This window comes from Streptomyces sp. NPDC037083, assembly GCF_055606485.1.
Window position 1 is genome coordinate 1 of the sequence record NZ_JBVJSQ010000040.1, and the last position, 4220, is coordinate 4220.

At 70.5% G+C, this 4220-nt stretch carries 4 protein-coding genes; 3 read left to right on the forward strand and 1 reads right to left on the reverse strand.

Translation table 11 applies throughout. From position 1 onward, the window contains the following. Positions 1–38: 38 nt before the first annotated feature. The 3 genes from ACZ7DE_RS40920 to ACZ7DE_RS40930 all read left to right on the forward strand — a co-directional run bounded on the left by ACZ7DE_RS40920 (position 39) and on the right by ACZ7DE_RS40930 (position 2774). Entirely contained in the window at positions 39–1322 is a 1284-nt protein-coding gene (locus tag ACZ7DE_RS40920; protein WP_470769626.1) for a rep family protein, read from the forward strand. A 703-nt stretch (positions 1323–2025) separates the two neighbouring features. Continuing rightward, the gene (locus ACZ7DE_RS40925) at positions 2026–2190 is read left to right on the forward strand and encodes a hypothetical protein (protein WP_470769628.1); all 165 of its coding nucleotides are present in this window, start codon (positions 2026–2028) and stop codon (positions 2188–2190) included. A gap of 158 nt (positions 2191–2348) precedes the next feature. Continuing rightward, positions 2349–2774, forward strand: coding sequence for a hypothetical protein (locus ACZ7DE_RS40930; protein ID WP_470769630.1), 426 nt, complete (start codon positions 2349–2351; stop codon positions 2772–2774). A 703-nt stretch (positions 2775–3477) separates the two neighbouring features. On the opposite strand, the gene ACZ7DE_RS40935 is transcribed toward ACZ7DE_RS40930, so the two are convergent. Beyond that, positions 3478–4188 carry a GntR family transcriptional regulator gene (locus tag ACZ7DE_RS40935; RefSeq protein WP_470769632.1) on the reverse strand — a complete coding sequence of 237 codons (711 nt, stop codon included), beginning with the start codon at positions 4186–4188 and terminating at the stop codon, positions 3478–3480. Positions 4189–4220 lie beyond the last annotated feature (32 nt).

Consider the following 4220-nt stretch of genomic DNA (forward strand, 5'->3'; position numbering starts at 1 on the left):
GGACCGCCGGGAAGCGCCTCGGTCAGTGGGGAAAGAGTGTGACCCCCCCCCAGCCCGCCAAGGCGGAGACGCCCAAGGGCAAGGGCCGTAAGCGGGACCAGTGGCACACGCTCCGGGACGCGATCCAGCGGATCACCCTGGACACCGGACTGCCGGACTGCGGACGGCTGCCGGTCCCCTCGGCGGGCGGCCAGGTCACCGTCCGGTACGACCGTGGCCGTGCCCGCTGGGTACGGCTTCGGACGTGCCGGAAGGGCAACCTGTGCCCCGTCTGCGGCAACCGCATCCGGACCGCTCGCGGCGACCAGCTCGCCCGCGCGGCGACGGCCTGGGCCGACCCCGAGTGGGAGATGCCGGCCGAACTCGCTCACCTCGTCCGGGCCGCGACCGGTGGCGGGCTGGCCATGGGCACGTACACGCTCCGGCACTTCGAGCGGCAGTCGCTGGAGGAGCTGGTGAAGCTCCAGCGGGCGGCATGGCGGCGGGCGTTCGGTGCCGGGTCGGGTGCCGCCTGGCGACGCCTGCGCGAGCGCTTCGGGATCGTCGGGGACGTGAGGGCGTTCGAGGTCACGCACGGGAGCAACGGCTGGCACCCGCACTTCCACACGCTCTACTTCCTGCGGGCGCCGCTCACCGAAGCTCAGCGAGCAGAGCTTGAACAGGCGCTCTACGAGCGCTGGTCGCGGGCGGTCGTGGAGGCGGGCGGCTACACGCTCAGCCGCAAGCACGGCTTCAAGCTGGACACGCCCAAGGGCGGCGACATCGAGGCCTTCGCCCGGTACATCGCCAAGGAGATCACCGGCGACCAGACCAAGACCGGACGGGGCGGGCGGCGTACGCCGTGGCAGATCGCCCAGGACTGGGCCGACACCAGCAGCGCTCGCGACCGTGAGCTGTGGCGCTCGTACGAACTCGGCATCAAGGGCGTCTGGTACCTGAGGTGGTCGGACAAGCTCGCGCCGTTCGGGCGGCTCTTCGAAGACCGGACCGACGACGAACTCGCCGCGGCCGCCGAGCTGGACGACCAGGACGAGGACCAGGACCAGGACGACGACGCGCCGACCATGGAATCCGGCGAGGTCCTGGGCGTCTCCTACGCGGCCTGGTTCACGGTCGTCCTCCAGCGGCAGGGACGGCGGCTGGAGGTCGTCCACGCGCTGGAGCGGTCCGGGCTCGCTGCAGCCCGCGCTCTGCTGGAGTCCTGGGGACTGACCTGGGGCAGCGACTGCTGGTCGCCCCTGGACGGCTCTGTACCCGACGGGTACGGCCCAGCGGACCCGCCCGCCAACCCGCCCGTCGAACAGCTCGCCTTCGCCTGCTGACCACCTGGTCACACCACCCGTACTGGCGTCGTACAGGTGCCGTACAGGGGGCGGCCTGTACAGGGTTGAGCGCGCGCTCGCCGTACAGGTAAGAGCGCGCGCTCGCCGAGCGTCGTACAGGTACGCCGAGACGCTCAACCGCGTCCGATCCGAGGACGGCGGGCGGCGTTTCGTGGGCACGTCTCACCGTTTCGGGAACGCCGGTCACCGTTTCGGTCTCACCGGCTCCCGGCTTCGCGCTGGCTCGCCTGGACGTCTCACGGAGTCTCGTCTCACCCCGCCGGTTTCGGAAGCACCTCTCACCGTTTCGCGGGCACCGGTCGCCGTTTCGGGGGCGCATCTCACGACGTCTCGGCGGGGGCCTGCGGATCAGAATGCAAGGGTGTGCGGCGGCTCGTGATCGGTCTCTGAGCTGGGAGCCGACAAGCGACAAGACAAGCGACAAGACAAGGCAGGCGACAAGGCAGACGACAAGCTGGCGAACTATTGAATGCCGCTCGCCGGGCTGCTCTGCTGCTCTCGCCCCGTCCTCCAGGCCGACCGCCTGGAGGGCTTTTTCGTGCCCGGTCCTGTCCCCAGGCCGGTGACACCAGAGAAGGGGCGAGGCGGAGTTGCGGGGCTAACCCCTCGCTCCGCGACTGTGCCGACCTGCCCGCCTGTCCGGGACGGGAGGACTTTTTCCGAGCAGCCCTTGGAGGAGCACGTGAGCAACGAGCAGCAGCAGGCCCCGCAGGCGACGTCGGCACCGCAGCCGACCCCGGACCCGCGCCGGGAGTTCGCGAAGAAGGGAGCTCTGACCGTGGTCGGTTCCCTCGTCTCTGGGGCCGCTCGGGCGGTGGTGGCCCACCTGCTTGCAGACAGCGAGTGACGCGGCCCGGCGGGCGGTCGGGCCGCGGGACGGAGGCAGGAGCGGCCCGGCCGAGTGCCGGGCCGCGCGGCCCGCAGGGCCGCCTTGAACTAGTAGAGAAAATTTGAATCACCCCCCGGGCCGGCCGCGCCATGAGAGCTGCCGCGTACGGTCACCGCATGACCGACTCCCCACGAGACAGCGAGGGCGCGAAGCTGTGCGCCTGGTGCGGCAGCTCGATCCGGCAATCCGGCGTAGGCCGCAGCCGCGACTACTGCCGCCGATCGTGCCGACAGCGCGCCTACGAGCAACGGAAGATCGACGAGATCACGCAGGCGAACGTCTTGTTGATCCGCCACGAACTGACCCGGACACTCGCATCCTCAGATTCGTCACGTGACGAAATCGGAACCCTTCAAGATTCGTCACGTGACGAAACGAAACGTTCCGACGATTCGTCACGTGACGAAACTCGGGTGAGTGTCCCTGAGCCGTCTTCGCGGTCGACGCTGGCGGGGACTCCTCGTGGCCGCATGCCGCTTCTGCCGCCGCCGCCGGGCCGGGTCAGGGCCGAGCAGCTACCGCTCAAGCGTGATGGGGGCTGAGGGCTCTCTACGCGTGCACGCGTGTGCTCGTGCACGTGTGCACGCTTTACGCGCGCGACCCCCCCGACTCCGACACGCTCGTGTACCACAGCGATGCCCGCGCCGACGCGGAGCGACCACGGCGGCCGCCACCGCATCGCGGCAGCAGCTGCTCCCCGTCGACCACGACCAGGCGGTCGGTCCGCTCACGCGCGAGCATCCGCGACGGCGGCGGTACGGCGGCCCGCCCGTTCGGCCGGCGCATCCGGCGCCCGGACCCGAGCCGCCCTCCCCTCCCCTCCCGCTGCCTGTTCGGCAGGACCATCGAGCTGCCGCAGTCGGCCATGCCGGTGCCACGTAAACCGCCCACGGATGCCGCTCTCCGCTACGCCCGGTCATCGAATCTGGGTCCTCTCGCACGCGCACGACGCACGCGTGCGTTATGCGCCCGCGAGGCAGATCCGGCGGTGGTGATGATGATGATGACGTTCACGCTCCGTGAGCCGCTCTGGACGCCGTTCTCCGGTCCAGTGGCCCAACTCCCCGGCGGTGCGCTGTGCGTCGGCGAGAGCGGCCCTCACGCCTCTTCTCGCGCCCGCCTGTTGGGATCCCTCACGCGTACGTGCGCGGCACGCGCGGCACGCGGCACGCGCGGCACGCGTTGGGGCAGCAGAAAGCCCCGCCCGGATAGCCCGGGCGGGGCTTGTCCAACCAACCTCTTTGGCTACAGGGCGCTCGCCCACCGCAGCACGGTCGATCCGCCCACGACGCGAACGGCGACTTCCACGATCCGGCCGTCGGCCAGGAAGACGGTGCGCACGATCTGGGTCACGACGACCGTGTCGCCGGTCAGGCCGAGAGCGGTCTTCTCCGCGTCGGAGGCGAGCCGGGAGGTGACCTCCTCGAGGACGCGGTCCTGCGGCGAGCCGAGACGCTCGGCAGCCAGCTCGCGTGAGCCGCCGGTCGACACCGGCTCCGTCAGTTCGGGCGTCGCCTCGATCACGAACGGCAGGTAGTACGACGCGGACAGGTGCAGCGGGGTTTCTCCCCGGCTCACGATCCTGCGCCGCACGTGCACCGGCGTGCCGGGGTCCACTCCAAGCCGAGCGGCGACCAGTTCGTCTGCTCCGACGGTTCCGATCTCCAGAATCTTCGACGTCTCGCCTGACGTCAGCGCCCGGCCGGTCGTTGCGTGGGCCTGCACACGGGCCGCGATAGTGGGGCTGCCCGGCCGCGACACGACTGTGCCTGCGCCGCTGCTGGCGTGCGTCAGGCCGTGGGCCTTCAGCTCCTTGTAGGCGCGGGATGCGGTGGCCATGGACACGCCCCATGTCTCCATGACCTCCCGGATCGTCGGCATCCGGTCGCCGGGGCTCAGTTCGCCCCGCTCGATCTTCCGCCGGAAGTCCTCGGCGATCTCTGCGTATCCAGCCACGGTGTCACTCCCTTCGACGCTCTGGATTGCTC